A 16,492-nucleotide genomic window follows, 5' to 3' on the forward strand; every position below is an offset into this window, starting at 1 on the left:
CAGTATATTAGTAGAATGCTGTCATTTCCAAGGAAATATTGTCACAAGAAGAGCAGAGCCAGTATGACCGAGGAGTTTAGGAGGTGCGGTAGGACAGAAGTGTTCAAAAATCTTATCTTTGAAATAAAAAAACCCCCGCACAATGCGAAGGTTCAGTTTTTTTCATTTATTCAGATACAGCATGGTAGGTTGTAACGTAAGAAGGTCTTGGGAAAATCGATTTTTGGTCCGAGCCTGCGCTCGTCCCTCTTTTTTTATGGGCCTGTTCAAAGGATTTTGATTGCTGCCAGTTTTTAAATGAGGATTCATCTTCCCATAGAGTAAGAATGACATATGTATCATCATTTACAGGTCTAAGGACGCGAATCGCGACAAATCCCGGCTCGCCTTCAATCATTCTGGCCCGTTCTTTGAAGCGCTGTTCAAAGAGAGGCTTTCCTTCGTCAGATACAGGGATATTGTTCAGCACAGCATAGCTTCCTTTTTGAAAGTCACCAGCGCCATCAAGTACTTCGTATTTTTTAGGCTCCTTAAAAAGTGATGTCGCATCGCTTTCATGTAATAGAATCCCTTTATCCTCATTTTGCATAAGAAGCATTTTTTCATTTTGATGTTCAGATACTGTTTTAGCTAAATAGTCTGCAGTTCCAAATGTGACATAAAAATTCATTTTACATTCACCTCTTTTTGTTTCATTATAACAATGATTGCACAATTATTGCTATTTTCAGCCTCCATTGTACATATTCATTCCTTTTTTTAACAATAATAAGCTTATCTAAATTAAACGAATTGTAGGTGATGATATGCAGAAAAAAATCATCCTTTCAGCAACTGTTGCGCTTTCAACAGCTATTATTGCTTTTGCAGTCTACCTGCTCATTTTAGTGATCGGCGATTATTCAATTGATGAGAAAAAGCTAGTTATGGATTCGACAACTGCATTAGTGGATTTAAAAGGCAACGAGGTTGCAGAGCTGTATTTGCAGAACCGCGATCCTGTCACGATAAAAGAAATTCCGGCACATGTCCGCAATGCATTTATTGCTGTAGAAGATAAACGATTTTATGAACATAATGGAATCGATTTGAAGGCTATAACGAGAGCTTTGTCTAAAGATTTGATTGCAGGCCAGAAAGTAGAGGGCGGAAGCACAATTACTCAGCAGCTTGCAAAAAATACGTTTCTCTCTAACGAGAAGTCTCTTTTAAGAAAAACAAAAGAAGCTGCCATCGCCATGAGTCTTGAAAATAAATACAGTAAGAATAAACTGCTTGAAATGTATTTAAATCAGGTTTATTTCGGTCACGGTGCTTACGGCATTCAAAGTGCTGCACTTTATTACCTCAATAAGGATGCAAAGGATCTGACGGTTGAAGAAGGAGCAATGCTTGCGGGTCTCCCAAAAGCACCTTCGAATTATTCTCCGATTCTTCATCCTGAAAAAAGCAAAGAGCGACGTGATACGATTTTAAGTTTGATGGGCGATCAGAATTATCTGACACCTGAAGAAGTCGTCCGCTCACAAGGGAAGACTCTGGGTTTAAACATCTCTGAAGAATCAGAAACCCCGTGGCTTACAACCTACATTGATATGGTCATGGACGAAGCGAAAGAAAGATATGCTTTATCTAATGAAGAATTAATGCGGGGAGGCTATACAGTCACGGTTCCTATAAATACGGAAATGCAGGAAACAGCCTACGAGCTGTTCAAAAAAGAAGAATACTTTCCGGGAACAGATCAGCATGCAGAAGGAGCATTTGTCCTCCTTGATAATAAAACAGGCGGAGTTTTGGCTGCGATCGGAGGCAGAAATTATACACAAAAAGGGTTTAATCGCGTCAATACTAAAAGACAGCCGGGTTCAACATTTAAGCCGCTTGCCGTATATGCCCCGGCAATGGAGGAAGACGAATTCGGCCCATATTCTCTTCTTAAGGACAAACCGGTTTCATATAACGGGTATCAGCCCAAAAATAATGATCTGAAATATGATGAAGAAGTAACCATGTATGACGCCATTGCTGCTTCTAAAAATGCACCGGCTGTATGGGCATTAAATGAAATCGGCATTTCAAAAAGCAAGAAGTACCTCAAGAAGTCGGGTCTTTCAATAGAAGATAACGGTCTTTCGATTGCCCTCGGCGGATTAAAGGACGGGGTTTCTCCTCTGCAGCTTGCAAATGCCTACAGATCATTTGCTGAGTATGGAGTTTATAGTGAGCCGTTTGTTATCAAAAAGATAGAGGACCGTGAGTCAAAAAAAATTGGCGAAGTAAAACAAGAAAAGAAGCGGATCTTTTCTTCCCAGACTGCCTGGAATATGACAAGGATGCTGCAAGAGGTTGTTGAAGACGGAACAGGACAGACAGGTTCGTACGAAGGTGAGCTTGCTGGAAAAACAGGAACAACCTCTTATGTCGATAAAAAAGGGGCTGTGAAAGATGCATGGTTTGTAGGCTACACCCCGAAAGTCTCAGGTGCTCTCTGGATGGGCTACGATAAGACAAATCGGGAGCAGCATCTAACAAATGGCAGTTCCTATCCAACGAGACTTTTTAAAGAAATCTTGATGAATACTTCGATGGATCAGGATGCTGCGTTCAGCCTTCCAAAAGATGTAGAGGAGTTGGAAGAACCAATCAGGCTGAAAAACCTGGGTGAGGTTGATGCAAAATATACATTCAAGCCGCTTGGATTATTCACCGTCACACTGAACTGGGAAGCTCAGGAGGATGACCGTGTCGTCTACAGGATTTATGAAACAATAGGAAATAAGGACAAGCTTGTTGGCTATGTTAAAGGAAGAGATTCATATGAAATCCCATATTCTAATCTTTTCTCAGAGGCTTCCTATAAAGTTGTTCCTTATAATGAGCAAACCGAAAAAGAAGGGAAAGGCTCAAAACCTGTTAAACCGAAACTATTTACATCGGCTCCTTAATAGCGGGCAGTATTTCAGCCTTTGTTAGATTTTAAATTTGCGAAACGCTGTCTGGTTTTTGCGCTAAGCCCTAGAAGGATCTGGCAGTTAAGTCAAAACCGGACTTTTCTGCCGGATCCTTATCTGTCTGCCTGCGCTGAACAGTCGGCTCCGCTTTTCGGTGCTGTCTAGCTCAGCCTCCTAGCCCCTCGGCCAGAACAAATTCACCGAAAAAGTCAAAACCGGACTTTTCCGGTGAATTCTTATCTGTCTGCCGGAGTCTGAACAGTCGGCTCCGCTTTTCGGTGCTGTCTAGCTGCGCCTCCTAACTCCTCGGCCAGAACGGCTCCGCCAGTAAAGGCAAAAAGCGCCTTTTCTGCCGGATCCTTATCTGTCTGCCTGCGCTGAACAGTCGGCTCCGCATTTCGGTGCTGTCTAGCTGCGCCTCCTAACTCCTCGGCCAGAACGGCTCCGCCAGTAAAGGCAAAAAGCGCCTTTTCTGTCGATCCTTATCTGTCTGTCGGGTCTGAACAGTCGGCTCCGCTTTTCGGTGTTTACGTCAATTTTTTGACATTTAATTTTGAAATCTATACAAGCAAGATTGAAACAGTTATAGTGTAAGAAGCAAAACTTAGGATAGCGTGTTTGTTTTACATAGAAAGGTGGATTTGAGGATTTATGACGGATATAAAGCAGTTTAATGATACATTCCTTAGGGCGTGCAGAGGTGAAAAAACAGATCATGTTCCTGTATGGTATATGAGGCAGGCAGGAAGATCGCAGCCTGAGTACCGTGCTATTAAAGAAAAGTACAGTCTGTTTGAGATTACACATCAGCCCGAGCTTTGTGCATATGTCACGAGATTGCCGGTGGAGCAGTATGGTGTAGATGCGGCTATTTTATATAAGGATATCATGACACCGCTTCCATCAATTGGGGTAGATGTAGAAATCAAGTCAGGGATTGGTCCTGTAATAGATAATCCAATTAAATCGCTGTCAGACGTTGAAAAGCTTGGCGAAATCGATCCTGAAAGCGACATTCCATATGTGCTGGATACGATTAAATTGCTGACAACAGAGCAATTGAATGTTCCATTAATCGGGTTTGCGGGAGCACCATTTACAATGGCAAGCTACATGATTGAAGGCGGACCGTCTAAAAACTACAATAAAACAAAAGCATTTATGTATGCAGAGCCGAAAGCATGGTTTGCGCTGATGGACAAGCTTGCAGACATGACCATCATTTACTTGAAGGCTCAAATTAAAGCAGGGGCAAAAGCGATTCAAATTTTTGATTCATGGGTCGGAGCATTAAATGAATCGGATTATCGTTACTTTATTAAACCTGTAATGGAACGTATTTTCACTTCAATGAAGGAAGAAAATGTTCCGATGATTATGTTTGGTGTGGGAGCAAGTCATCTTGTACATGAATGGCACGACCTGCCGCTTGATGTAGTCGGTCTTGATTGGAGACTGCAGGTAGATCAGGCCCGCTCTATGGGACTTACAAAAACGTTAATGGGGAATCTGGATCCAGCAATCCTTCTTGCGCCTTGGGAAGTGATTGAAGAACGTGCTAAATCCATTCTTGATCAGGGAATGAAACAGGACGGTTATATTTTCAACCTTGGACATGGTGTTTTCCCTTCTGTCAGTCCGGATGTTCTCAGAAGATTAACAGGTTTTATTCATGATTATACAAAAACTGCCAAGCGCGCGAAGAGCATCTGATTTGGAATCTTGCCCTGAGTAATGGCAAAATAAGACTAGATCTTGTAACTAACCAAAGAGGTGTATGAAAATGACAAAGAAAACGATGGGTCTGCTCGTTATGGCATATGGAACACCATATAAAGAGGAAGACATTGAACGCTATTACACACATATTAGACACGGCCGTCCGCCTGCTCCTGAAATGCTGCAGGATTTAAAGGACCGCTACGAGGCAATTGGCGGCATTTCACCTCTTGCTAAAATCACATTGGATCAAGCCAAGTCCCTTGAAGAACATTTAAATGCTGTTCAGGATGAAGTGCAATTTAAAATGTACCTGGGACTTAAACATATTGAGCCTTTTGTTGAAGATGCAGTGAAGCAAATGAAGGAAGATGGCATTGAAGAAGCCGTCAGCATCGTGCTTGCCCCTCATTTCTCAACTTTCAGCATCAAATCATATAATGGCCGGGCAAAGCAGGAAGCAGAAAATCTGGGCGGACTTGAGATTACATCTGTTGAGAGCTGGTATAAAGAGCCTAAATTTATCGATTACTGGACGAAAAAAGTAAAAGAAACATATGCATCAATGACCTCAGAAGAACGGGAAAAAGCTGTTTTAATTGTATCTGCCCACAGCCTGCCTGAAAAGATTATTGCAGCGGGAGATCCATATCCTAATCAGCTTCAGGAAACCGCAGATCTGATCGCACAAGCTGCAGGCATTGAAAACTATGAAATTGGCTGGCAAAGTGCGGGAAATACACCTGAACCGTGGCTTGGACCAGATGTACAGGACTTAACTAGAGATCTATATGAACATAAAGGATACCGCACGTTTGTCTATATACCAGTCGGTTTCGTTGCGGATCATCTAGAGGTTTTATTTGATAATGATTATGAATGTAAAGTTGTTGCAGACGAACTTGGCGCCAAGTATTACAGACCGGAAATGCCAAATGCCAAAAAAGAATTCATTGACTGTCTGGCAACGGTTGTCTTAAAAGAATTATCGATGAAAAAGTAAGGCTCTTTCTGTGAGAGGCCAAAAGTAAACAAAAAAGAAGGCGATAAACAATGACTGACAAGAAAAAGAAAGTTGTCATCATTGGCGGAGGGATAACTGGATTATCCGCGGCATTTTACTTGCAAAAAGAAATACAGGAAAACAACCTTCAGGCAGAGTCAATCTTGATTGAAGCAAGTCCAAGACTTGGCGGTAAAATTCAGACTGTCCATAAAGATGGATTTATCATTGAACGCGGACCTGACTCGTTTCTAGAAAGAAAAGCAAGTGCACCGCAGTTTGTTAAAGATGTTGGACTCCAGTCAGAGCTTGTAAACAATGCAACAGGACGATCATATGTCCTTGCAGGAGACCGGCTGCATCCGATACCGGCAGGCGCTGTAATGGGAATCCCGACACAAATCCTTCCATTTGTTACAACAGGGTTATTTTCCATTCTGGGGAAAGCAAGAGCTGCCGGTGATTTTATCCTTCCTGCGAAACGGGAAACGGGTGATCAATCACTGGGTCATTTTTTTAGAAGACGTCTCGGGAATGAAGTTGTAGAAAATCTGATCGAACCTCTCCTTTCAGGGATTTATGCAGGGGATATAGATAAGCTGAGTTTAATGTCAACTTTTCCGCAATTTCATAAAGTGGAGCAGGATTACCGCAGCTTGATACTTGGAATGAAAAAAGGACTGCCTGCATCGAATCAAAAACATGAACCAGCCCGAAAAAAAGGGATTTTTCAAACCGTAAAAGGCGGACTGCAGAGTTTGGTGGATGCTGCAGAAAGCAGGCTTACTGATACAAAGATTTTAAAAGGTGTTAAAGTGGAAAGCATTGCGAAAAATGCCGCTGGATATATTCTCCGGTTAAGCAATGGGGAGATGATTGAAGCTGATTCCCTTATCATCACAACTCCTCATCAGCAGACTGCAAACATCCTGCCTGATAAAGAAAATTATCAATACATGCAGGAAATGCCCTCAACATCGGTCGCTACTGTTGCCATGGCTTTCCCTGAAGAAGACGTTGATATTGCAGGGAACGGCACTGGATTTGTTATTTCCAGAAACGGTGATTATACGATTACTGCATGTACATGGACTCACCGAAAATGGCCTCATACGGTACCGGCAGGCAAAGCGCTGATCCGGGCATATGTGGGAAAAGCTGGCGATCAGGCGATTGTGGAGCAGCCTGATCATGAAATTATCGCTGCTGTTTTAGAGGATTTAAATAAAATCATGAAGATTGATAAAAAACCGGATTTCACCGTTGTTTCAAGATGGAAAGAAGCGATGCCGCAATATAACGTCGGTCATCAGGAGAAAATTCTTGAGGTGAACACAAAAATCATGAAATCATATCCAGGGATGTTTTTAGCAGGTGCTTCTTATTCCGGTGTAGGGATTCCAGATTGTATTGATCAGGGAAAAATGGCTGTTGCAAATGCATTGGACTATCTCAAAAAGGCAACTCTTTAATAGAGAGTTGTTTTTTTAATGATTCATTTAATTAAATCTTGATTATGAGAAAGTCATGTGATATATTTATTTCTGTACTAATTGACCGAAATTGTCATTTGGTCATTTCGGATGGAGGTTAGGCAGTTGAGCATTGATCGAAAACATTTGATTGTGGAGGCTGCAAAGAGGTCGTTTACACAATTTGGCTATAAGGCTACAACAATGGACTCTGTCGCAAAGCTTGCCAACGTGGGCAAAGGGACCATCTACACATTTTTCAAAAACAAGGAAGAACTATTTGATGAAATTGTTTCTACGCTTCTTGCTGAAATGAAAATAGAAGCAGAAAAAGCAATGGATGATGATCTGCCTTTTTTCGAAAATGTACATCGTGCTCTTTACAGCCTGCTTGAATTTCGGAAAAAACATCAATTCACGATCAAAATCTTTCAAGAAAGTACGGATGTTGGCACTCCTGCCGTCCAGGAGGTTGTACAGCGCCTTGAGAAAATGATTCTGCAATTTATTGCAGCAAAAATAGAAGCTGCAATTGCAAAAGGTGAGCTCCGGGAATGCAATCCCGAAGTAACGGCATTTGTCATGGTGAAGCTATACATTTCTCTTATTTTCGATTGGGAAAAAAATCACGAACCGCTCGAAAAAGCGGAAATAGCAGATCTTTTTCAGCTTTACTTATTAAAGGGATTGTCAAAATAGATGGTCCTCTATTTTTTTAAACTGAATTGACCAAATGAACAAAATGGTCAATATGTATATTTATAGGAGGAGATTTTTGAATGAGCTTAATTGCGAAAGAATGGAAAGCCTTAGTTTCCAACAAAAAAGTTCTAATTCCAGTACTCGCTGTTTTATTTATTCCGCTAATGTACGCCGGAATGTTCCTTTGGGCGTTTTGGGATCCATATGAACAATTAGATCAGCTGCCGGTTGCAGTAGTAAATGAAGATATTGGCGCTGACTACGAAGGAACTGATTTGAAAATTGGTTCAGAACTTGTTGATAATTTAAAAGATAATCCTGAATTTAAATGGGATTTTGTTTCAAAGGATGAGGCAGTAAGAGGCCTTGAAAATGAACAATATTATATGATGATTGAAATTCCGGAAGACTTTTCTAAAAATGCAACTACTTTAATGGATGAAAACCCTCAGTCCCTGGAATTAAAATACGTTCCGAATGAAGGCTTTAACTTCTTATCAGGGCAGATTGGGGGAACAGCGGTTGCTCAAATAAAAGAAGAAGTCTCAAATACGATTACGAAAACCTATGCAGAAAGTATTTTTGAAAACATTGATAAGCTTGCAGACGGTATTGGTCAGGCAAGTGACGGTGCCAGCGAGATAAATAACGGTGTAGGTGAATTGAAAGACGGATCAGGCAAACTGAAAGAAAATCTTCAACTTTTGGCTGAAAAATCAATCAGCTTTAAAGATGGATTGAATAGTGCATCTGCTGGTTCTAAGGAATTGACAAACGGCATCCAAAGCTTGGACAGCGGACTTGGTCAGCTCCAGGACGGCGGAAAGCAGCTTCAGAACGGATCTTCTGAAGCAGAAGCTGGGACTGTTAAGCTGAACGAAGGGCTGGGTACATCTCTTGCAGGGATGAAAAAGCTGCAGGAATCAGCTCCGCAGTTAACAGACGGTTCAGCTAAGCTTAGTGCGGGTGCGGGAGAGCTTTCAGGCGGTTTAAATCAGCTGGCTGATGGAGGCAAAGCATTATCAGCAGGTGCAGGAGACCTCTCAAGCGGCTTAAATGAACTTTCAAAAGGAAATCAGGCTGCACAGGCAGGAGCTGCTGAATTATCAGCTGGGTTATCTAGTCTGAATGATCAGTTGGCAGTGATGCTTCCTCAAATTGAAAAGCTTCCTTTACCTGAAGCTGAAAAACAAAAATTAATTGAGGCAGCAAAAGGTGCAAGTCAATTATCAGAAGGAAGCAAACAGCTTGAAAGCAGTCTTGGGCAGCTTTCAGCCGGAGCTCAAAAGGCTGAAGCAGGCGCATCAACCCTATCGGAAAAATCTATGGCTCTTTCAAAAGGTGCAAATGATTTGAGCAGCGGCGCCGCAACCCTTTCAGAAAAATCCGGGCAGCTTGCCGCAGGTCAAAAACAAGTTGAATCCGCGTTAGATCAGCTTGTTGCAGGTCAAGAAGCTTTATACGATGGTTCAGGCAAGCTTTTAGCCGGCCAGCGAAAGCTTACAAACGGATTAGAAACATATAATCAGAAATTCGCCGAAGCAAAAGCAGGATCTGCGAAGCTTGCAGCAGGCAGCGGTGAACTCAATTCTGGAATCTCCAAGCTTGCAGACGGTTCATCTGCTATAGAAGATGGAACGAATCAGCTTGCAGACGGTGCCGGCAAAGTAGATGAAGGTGTTGGCAAACTGTCAGAAGGAACAGGAGAGCTATCTTCTAAACTTGGAGAAGCTGCAGAAGAGACAAAAGACACTGGCGCTTCAGATAAGACCTACGACATGATTTCCGATCCTGTAAAAGTGAAAGATGAAAAAGTAAATGCAGTTCCTAACTATGGAACAGGCTTTGCACCTTACTTTTTGTCACTTGGTTTATTTGTTGGGGCATTGCTGCTTTCAATTGTATTCCCATTGAGACAGGCGGCTGGCGAACCTAAAAGTGCAATCGGCTGGTTTATGAGCAAGTTCGGCATTCTCGCAGTCATTGGCGTGATTCAGGCATTGCTTGCAGATGCGGTGTTATTATATGGATTAAACATTGAAGTACAAAGTGTTCCATATTTTATCCTGTTCAGTATTATTACAAGTCTGACTTTTATTACACTTGTACAATTCTTAGTTACAACATTAGGTGATCCTGGCAGATTTGTTGCGATCATCATCCTGATTTTACAGCTTACAACAAGTGCAGGAACATTCCCGCTTGAACTGATTCCAAATGCGCTGCAGATCTTTAACGCATGGCTGCCGATGACTTACTCAGTCTCAGGCTTCAAAGCAGTCATCTCATCTGGTGACTTCTCCTTCATGTGGCAGCAGGCAGGAATTTTGGCTCTCTTTATCGGTGCTATGATGATTGGTACAATTGGATATTTCTTCAATGCTTTAAGAAAGAATAAAAGAGAAGAATTAGAAGAGGGAGTATCATAATAGAAAAACGTCTAAAGCGATATGCTTTAGGCGTTTTTTTCTGGAATTGTTTAGAGGGGTGCGAGCACAAATGCTTGTTGCACTTGGAAATTGACGGTTAGATGGCAGCCTCTGTCAATTAAAAGGGTTAAAAAGAAGGAGAAGAATGATGCTTAAACGAAAAGTGCAGAAACAATCAATCTTTTTATATATTGAAAGCCCTTACATTTTAAAATATAATGGTAAATGAGAACGATTTCATTTTTATAGAGACACCATTTGTTTGCAAGATGAGGGGGAAAGCAAGTGTCTACAATTGAGGATGTTGCCAGACTTGCAGGACTGTCAAGAACCACGGTATCACGAGTCATCAACAACCATCCGTATGTATCTGAATCTAAAAAAAGGGTTGTACTGGAAGCGATGGAAGAGCTGGGTTATGTACCTAATTCTTCTGCCAGAAGTCTTCGCAATCAAAAAACAGAAATTATAGCTGTGTTCATTCCAAGAGTTCTAAATCCTTTTTTCAGCCAGTTCATTGAGACATTGGAGATTGCTTCGTCTGAAAGAAACTATCAGCTGATTGTCTGCCAGACACAATATTCTAAAACCAAAGAACTTAAATATTTAAACCTGCTTAAAACAAAGCAGGTTGATGGCGTGATTCTTGCATCCCTTGAAAATGACTGGAGCAAAATCGAACCGTATATGGAATATGGTCCAATCGTATTATGCAATGAGTTTGAAGAGAATGCAAAAGTTCCCATGATCAGGCTAGATCAGGCATTTGGAGGCTACATAGCGACAAAGCACTTGATTGAGCAGGGCCACAGACATATCGCGTATTGCTGCGGCGGCCACAGAAGCAATGTTGCAAAAGAACGGGAAAGAGGATTTAAACAAGCCCTAGCAGAAGCAGAGCTGCCTTTTGACGAAAAAAACGCGTTCAGAGACGCATTTAATATTGAAGACGGAAAGAGAGTTTTTCGTGAATTAAAAGAGCTGGAAGAAAAGCCTACAGCGGTTTTTACTGGTGCTGATGAAGTAGCTGCAGGAATCATTTCTGAAGCAAAAAAGCATGGCTGGAACGTTCCGGAGGAGCTTGCGGTCGTGGGCTTTGATAACCAGGAAATTACGGAATTGCTTGATCCAATGATTACAACTGTTCACCAGCCTGTCGGAGAAATGGCTAAAAAAGCAATGGATGTGATGATTGATAAAATTAACAGGAAAATCTATCATTCTCTTGAAATATATCAGTTTCCGCTGAAGCTTATTGTCAGGGATTCGACTGTGAGCAAGGATCTTGCGAAAGTATGAATTAAGAAGAATCATTAAATCTACTCAAAAATTTTTCTGCTAATAAAAACTTTATCTAGGCAGGCTAACATCAGCTTCTGTGAAAAAGTATAAAAAAAATCCTCGGATTAAAATAATCCGAGGATACAACTATTTAGAAATCATAATCGTCTATATTATCTTTTGTAAAAATTACACGTTCTGGCAACAGAATAATCCCGCTGTCTTCCGCTTCATAATCGTAGCCTTGAATGGAATTAGGCTCAATCTTCACTTTACCTACATCTGGAACCTCGAATTCATCTCCAACCTTAAGCTCTTTGCCTTCTGCAGTCATTAAATAAGCAACATAAGCCGCTAATGCCCCTTGCTTTTTGACATCCCATAAGCCAAATTGTTCAACAGTACCCCGTTTGACGTAGTCTCTCATAACATTAGGAGTTGAGAACCCAGTAACAACCACTTCTTTCTCTTTTTTGAGATTTTCTGCTGCCTGAGCCATTGCAGGAAGGGCTGTCGCATCCGGGCAAATAATAGCGTTAATATCAGGGTATGTTTTAAGAATGCTTTCACCTACAGAGAGCGATTTTTGTGCATCATTTTCCCCGTATTGAGTAGTAACAATTTCCCATCCAGGATATTGCTTTTCAATTATTTCTTTTGCTTTAGTAACCCACTGGTTTTGGTCAGTAACGGTAGGGCTCGAGTAAAAGAAAGCAACTTTGCCTTTATCTCCAATTTGGTCAGAAGTCATCTTTATTAAAAGTTCCGCTAATTGTTCAGGGGTTCCTTGATTTATATAGAATGAGCGATCCTTAGGATTTACATCAGAATCCCAAGTCAAGATTTTGACCCCGCGGTGCTTCGCTCTTTTCAGTGCTTGACTCAGGCCATCCACAGAAACAGATGAAATCATAAGAGCATTGTAGCCTTGGTTTACGAAATTGTTAATATATTGAACCTGACCTGCAACAGAGGCTTCTGTAGGCCCGTCATATTTCAAGTTAGTTCCTAATGATTCAGCCATTTCTTTAGCGCCCTGTCCGCCTGAGGTAAAAAAGCCTACACCAGTAAGTTTAGGAATAAAGGCAAGTTTTACATCTTTGGTATTTTTCTTTTCTTCCCCTCCGCCAGAAGATGAGTTCACATCAGAACTAGACTTTTGATTCCCGCTGCAGCCCCATATTACGCTCATCATTAAAAGCACAATTAAGAATAATGAAATCATTTTGAAATTCTTCATTTTTGATTCCCCCTTACTATTTTTTCAAAACGGATGGTCTATTCCTTTTGAAGTTGGAACTAAGGAGATTTTTAAGATTATTCCAGTTAGTGCTTCTGAACAGAACCGCAATAATAAGCATTGAACCAATTACAATATTGGTTTGCTGGCTTGACATATTTGCCATTTGCAAACCATATTGCATCAACCCAATCACAATGCTTGCTATCGCTGTGCCAAAAACACTTCCCTTGCCGCCAAAAATGCTTGTGCCTCCTAATACGACAGCAGTAATAATAGGCAATACAGCTTCAGCACCTAAATCAGAACGTGCCGAACTAAAATATGAAGTGAGAATAATCCCGCTTAAACCACCTCCAAAACCTGATAACATGTAGGTGCTCATGACTGTCCATTTTGTTTTTATACCGCTATACCTTGCAGCTTTTATATTAATCCCCACTAAATACACGTTACGTCCATAACGGGTGAAGTGAAGTAAAGCCCCAAATAAAATCATTGAAGCCAACAATATCCAAATTGGATTAGGGATCCCGGCTATTTGTCCATTTGCAATCTCAACAAATTCATTTGGAAATCCCCCAATGCCTTCATATCCAGATGCCTTTGAGCCACCTGAGAGTACAAGAGCTATTCCAGAAAATAAAAACATTCCGCCCAATGTCACTACCAATGGCTGAACATCAGTTAGCGCTATCAGCAGGCCATTAATGGAGCCAGCAATAACTGCAATTAGTAGTGCGATAATTAAGGCTGGCCAAACGTTAATTCCATTCATCCATAATACTCCGAACGTAATTGAAGATAATCCCATAATCGAACCAATAGAAACATCTATCCCGCCAGTAATGATAACAAAAGTCATTGGAATCGCCGCTAATGCAATATATACAAAATCATTAAGACTATATAAAAGATTATTTACATCAAGAAAATTGGAAGAAAGCTGGCCGAAAAAGAAGATTTCTGCAAAGAGAAATATAAATAATGCCAACTCCCATTTAAGTAGCCGTTTTATTTGGGGTGTCATGCTCTGTATCTCCTTTTTAAAAAATCTTTTGATTTATAATTTTTCCTTTTCTTTCACTTCTAGTAGTCTGCTTGATTAAATACTTTTGGAATTTAGAATCACCTACTACGATTATTAATAATAGAAGCCCTGAAATAGCGTCATTCCAGTATGCAGGTATTTTCAAGTAAACTAACGAACTATTAATCACCGTAAAGAAAACAGCACCTAATCCAGCTCCTACAACACTTCCAACCCCACCTGTTAAACTAACCCCGCCTAATACTGCAGCCGCAATTACTTGTAACTCCATTCCGCTTCCAGCCTGATTAGGAACAAATCCTATATTCATGACAAAAACCAATCCGGCTACAGACGCGGAAATACCGGAGAATATAAATGCCAGAACCTTGATTTTTTCTACTGGCAATCCGACAGATCTAGCGCCATTTTCATTGTCCCCGACAGCATAAAAATATCTGCCTGACCTTGTTCTTGTCAGATAAAAATGTGCTAGAAAGAGAATAGCTATTGTTATCCATACAGGCAATGACACCCCCAATAATGTTAATCCGGATAATTTTTTATAAAAATTCGGGATGTCTTCAATCCACATCCCCTCTGTATAAAGAAGCATAATGCCCCTAATGATGCCCAACATACCAAGTGTCATAATAATAGAAGGAATTTTAAAATAGGAAACGCCTATCCCATTTACTAATCCAATAACTGCCCCAACTAGAACAACCGCAAAAAATACTAGCCATATATTGTATCCGCTTGTAAGAAGAACACCGCAGACTGCAGCCGCAAAACCCATAATGGATCCAACAGATACATCGATATTAGAAGTGAACAGCACAAAAGACTGTCCAATTGCCATTACTAGAAGAATGACACTCGCTTTTACCATTAACGAAATGGTAGCTCCTGCGATGAATTCGTGGTTTATTGCCCCCACTACTACGAAAAAAAGGATCATAAATAGAAGAATGGATAGTTCTCTGGCTTTTAGAAGACGAAATAATAAGGACATTAAGTAATCGCCTCCTTATTGATTCCGAAAGCGGAAGTGGTGATTTCGTCAAATGTAATATCCCTTTTTTCAAGTGTCTTTACGATATGTCCCTCGTGCATGACAATAACTCTGTCGCTCAATTTTTGAATCTCTTCAATATCTGAGGAAATCAGCAAGACTGCTCGGCCTTCTGCCTTTAAATCCTCAATCATTCGATAAATATCTGTCCGGGCATTTGCATCGATTCCTCTGGTTGGTTCATCTAGCATGATTACTTTTGGTGCTGCAGCCAGGTATTTTGATAAAACTACTTTTTGTTGATTTCCTCCTGATAATTCCTTAAGCTCTTGATCACTATTCGTTGCTTTGATTTTTAAATCTGAGATGTATTTTGATGTGAGAAGTTTTTCGTGTTTAACAGGTAAAAATATACCTTTTAAACGATCTAATATAGTAGAGGTGATATTATTCTTAATTGAAGTAATTGAAAATATCCCATGAGTATGCCGGTCTTCGGGGAGATAAACGAGTCCTTTATTAATTCTTTGTCGAATTGACAGCTTACTTATATCAACTGTATCTAATAAAATTCGACCTTGCGAAAACTTGCCAATTCCAAATATAGATTCTGCTAATTCAGTACGGCCCGCTCCAACTACACCTGCAATTCCAAGTATTTCACCTGGGAAAAGCTGAAAGGAAATAGTGTGGAAACACTTACTTGAAAGTTGGTAAACATCCAGAGCAGGTTTAGTTGAAACTGTTTCTTTATTGGAAATTACGGCAGGCCCGCTATCTAAAAAATTTGTTTCTTCTTTATGTCTTCTGAGAGAGGATGCTGCAGGCACAAGTCCTTCAAGCAATTTTTCGTAGTTGAATTTTGAAACAGGACCTTTTGCCGATATTATCCCGTCTCTTAAAACTGCTACAGAATTTGCCAAAGTAAATATTTCAGAGAATCTGTGAGTTATATAGAAAACCCCTAAACCTTCAGAAGATAACTGTTTAATTGTTTGAAACAATGAGTTAATCTCACCGAAAGTAAGAGTAGATGTAGGCTCATCAAGAATCAATATTTCTGCTTCACGAACCAGGCCTCGTATAATTTCAACCAGTTGCTGTTCTGCTATAGCAAGAGAGAAAGCATTTTTTTGTAAATCAAGTGTCCAGCCTAAACGGATGAGGATTTTCTCAATTTTCTTTTTTAAAACTGTTTTCGTTTCGGATAGACCGATCATAATATTTTCTTCAACAGTCATATTCGGAAAGATCAACGGTTCCTGAGGTACTAAATAAATACCATGCAGATGGGCATCATGTGTATTTGAGAAAGAAACCTGTTTTCCTCTAATTATCATGGTTCCGCTGTCAGGCTTATATAAACCTGTGATAATTTTCATTAAAGTTGATTTTCCTGCGCCATTACCTCCAACTATGGCATAGATCTCCCCTGAACGGAGAGTTAAATCAACCCCTCTTAATACTGGATTGCCTGAAAATTTTTTATATATTTGATTGATTTCAAGTAAGCAGGCAAAGTCATTCAAGTTATTTTTCACCAGATTTTCACCACCTATATTATTAATAGTCAAAAATAAAACGCTTTCATTTTTGAGTCTAACAAGAAGTTGTGATGATCATTTTTTAATTGTATGATTATTTGTT

12 protein-coding genes are annotated in these 16,492 nt (G+C 40.4%); 7 read left to right on the forward strand and 5 right to left on the reverse strand.

What is annotated here, in order from left to right:
- Nucleotides 1-166: 166 nt before the first annotated feature.
- Nucleotides 167-670, reverse strand: a complete 504-nt coding sequence (locus K8L98_RS05080; protein ID WP_223440182.1) for an antibiotic biosynthesis monooxygenase family protein — start codon at nt 668-670, stop codon at nt 167-169.
- 136 nt (nt 671-806) lie between these two features.
- Here K8L98_RS05080 and K8L98_RS05085 point away from each other — a divergent pair, with 136 nt between their 5' ends.
- The 7 genes from K8L98_RS05085 (at nt 807) to K8L98_RS05115 (ending at nt 11,578) form a co-directional block, all read left to right on the forward strand.
- Nucleotides 807-2,948 carry a transglycosylase domain-containing protein gene (locus K8L98_RS05085; RefSeq protein WP_223440183.1) on the forward strand — a complete coding sequence of 714 codons (2,142 nt, stop codon included), beginning with the start codon at nt 807-809 and terminating at the stop codon, nt 2,946-2,948.
- Between the two features lie 657 nt (nt 2,949-3,605).
- Nucleotides 3,606-4,667, forward strand: a complete 1,062-nt coding sequence (gene hemE / locus K8L98_RS05090) for a uroporphyrinogen decarboxylase (RefSeq protein ID WP_223440184.1) — start codon at nt 3,606-3,608, stop codon at nt 4,665-4,667.
- Nucleotides 4,668-4,737: 70 nt separating this feature from the next.
- Entirely contained in the window at nt 4,738-5,676 is a 939-nt protein-coding gene (gene hemH / locus K8L98_RS05095; protein WP_223440185.1) for a ferrochelatase, read from the forward strand.
- 50 nt (nt 5,677-5,726) lie between these two features.
- The gene (gene hemY / locus K8L98_RS05100) at nt 5,727-7,148 is read left to right on the forward strand and encodes a protoporphyrinogen oxidase (protein WP_223440186.1); all 1,422 of its coding nucleotides are present in this window, start codon (nt 5,727-5,729) and stop codon (nt 7,146-7,148) included.
- Between the two features lie 126 nt (nt 7,149-7,274).
- Nucleotides 7,275-7,847, forward strand: a complete 573-nt coding sequence (locus K8L98_RS05105; RefSeq protein WP_223440187.1) for a TetR/AcrR family transcriptional regulator — start codon at nt 7,275-7,277, stop codon at nt 7,845-7,847.
- Between the two features lie 80 nt (nt 7,848-7,927).
- The gene (locus K8L98_RS05110) at nt 7,928-10,279 is read left to right on the forward strand and encodes a YhgE/Pip domain-containing protein (protein ID WP_223440189.1); all 2,352 of its coding nucleotides are present in this window, start codon (nt 7,928-7,930) and stop codon (nt 10,277-10,279) included.
- A 285-nt stretch (nt 10,280-10,564) separates the two neighbouring features.
- Entirely contained in the window at nt 10,565-11,578 is a 1,014-nt protein-coding gene (locus tag K8L98_RS05115) for a LacI family DNA-binding transcriptional regulator (RefSeq protein ID WP_223440191.1), read from the forward strand.
- Nucleotides 11,579-11,711: 133 nt separating this feature from the next.
- On the opposite strand, the gene lsrB is transcribed toward K8L98_RS05115, so the two are convergent.
- Genes lsrB through K8L98_RS05135 form a run of 4 tightly spaced genes read right to left on the reverse strand, consistent with a single transcriptional unit; the run spans nt 11,712 to nt 16,386 of the window.
- Nucleotides 11,712-12,800, reverse strand: a complete 1,089-nt coding sequence (lsrB, locus tag K8L98_RS05120) for an autoinducer 2 ABC transporter substrate-binding protein LsrB (protein WP_338037019.1) — start codon at nt 12,798-12,800, stop codon at nt 11,712-11,714.
- A gap of 16 nt (nt 12,801-12,816) precedes the next feature.
- Nucleotides 12,817-13,830 carry an ABC transporter permease gene (locus K8L98_RS05125; protein WP_223440193.1) on the reverse strand — a complete coding sequence of 338 codons (1,014 nt, stop codon included), beginning with the start codon at nt 13,828-13,830 and terminating at the stop codon, nt 12,817-12,819.
- A gap of 16 nt (nt 13,831-13,846) precedes the next feature.
- Nucleotides 13,847-14,845 (reverse strand): ABC transporter permease subunit, encoded by a 999-nt coding sequence (locus K8L98_RS05130; protein ID WP_223440194.1) that lies wholly within the window; start codon nt 14,843-14,845, stop codon nt 13,847-13,849.
- Nucleotides 14,845-16,386 (reverse strand): sugar ABC transporter ATP-binding protein, encoded by a 1,542-nt coding sequence (locus K8L98_RS05135; protein ID WP_223440195.1) that lies wholly within the window; start codon nt 16,384-16,386, stop codon nt 14,845-14,847. Before K8L98_RS05135 ends, K8L98_RS05130 begins: the two co-directional genes overlap by 1 nt.
- Nucleotides 16,387-16,492: the final 106 nt, after the last annotated feature.

The organism is Metabacillus dongyingensis (assembly GCF_019933155.2).
In the GTDB taxonomy this organism is placed as follows: Bacteria; Bacillota; Bacilli; order Bacillales; family Bacillaceae; genus Bacillus_P; species Bacillus_P dongyingensis.